Annotated in this window: 1 protein-coding gene; it reads right to left on the reverse strand. The window is 65.0% G+C overall.

The genetic code is table 11. The features are described 5' to 3' along the window. A partial coding sequence (locus N7573_RS22285; RefSeq protein WP_279943300.1) for a transposase occupies positions 1-503 on the reverse strand: 503 nt, incomplete at both ends.

Raw genomic sequence — 503 nt, forward strand, 5'->3', positions numbered from 1 at the left:
GCCGGATCGAAGTCCCGGCCGCTTTTGAAGACACCCCAGGCGATCCTGGCCAGCTTTCTGGCCAGGATGTTGAAGACGGCGGTGCTGGGGTGACCGCGTTTTGACAGCTCGTCGTAGAGCGGTTGCCCCCGACGACACCGCTTGAGCCCCATGGCGGCCATGTAGAGCATCTGGCGCAGCACTGGCGCGCCCTGTTTGGACAACCGACGCCGTCCCGTTCTGCCGCCAGACTCGTTGGGCCGGGGATCCAGGCCCGTGCAGGCGATCCACGCGTTGGCGTTGGCCAACGGCCAGCGCGTCATGTAGTAGATCAGGTGAGCGGCGACGGCAGGGCCGACACCAGGGATGGTCAACAGGCGCTTGTAGAGCGTGCCATGCTCTCCATCGCGACCCAAGCGCTGCAGTTCGCTTTCCAGCTCGGACAGCGTCCCAGCCAGAGCGCAGAACAGATCTGACAGCTCCCCGGGGGCACTTTTGCTTACCCCGAAGGATTGCTCCAGGCG

Source organism: Stenotrophomonas sp. GD04054, assembly GCF_029836955.1.
Taxonomy (GTDB): Bacteria; Pseudomonadota; Gammaproteobacteria; order Xanthomonadales; family Xanthomonadaceae; genus Stenotrophomonas; species Stenotrophomonas maltophilia_A.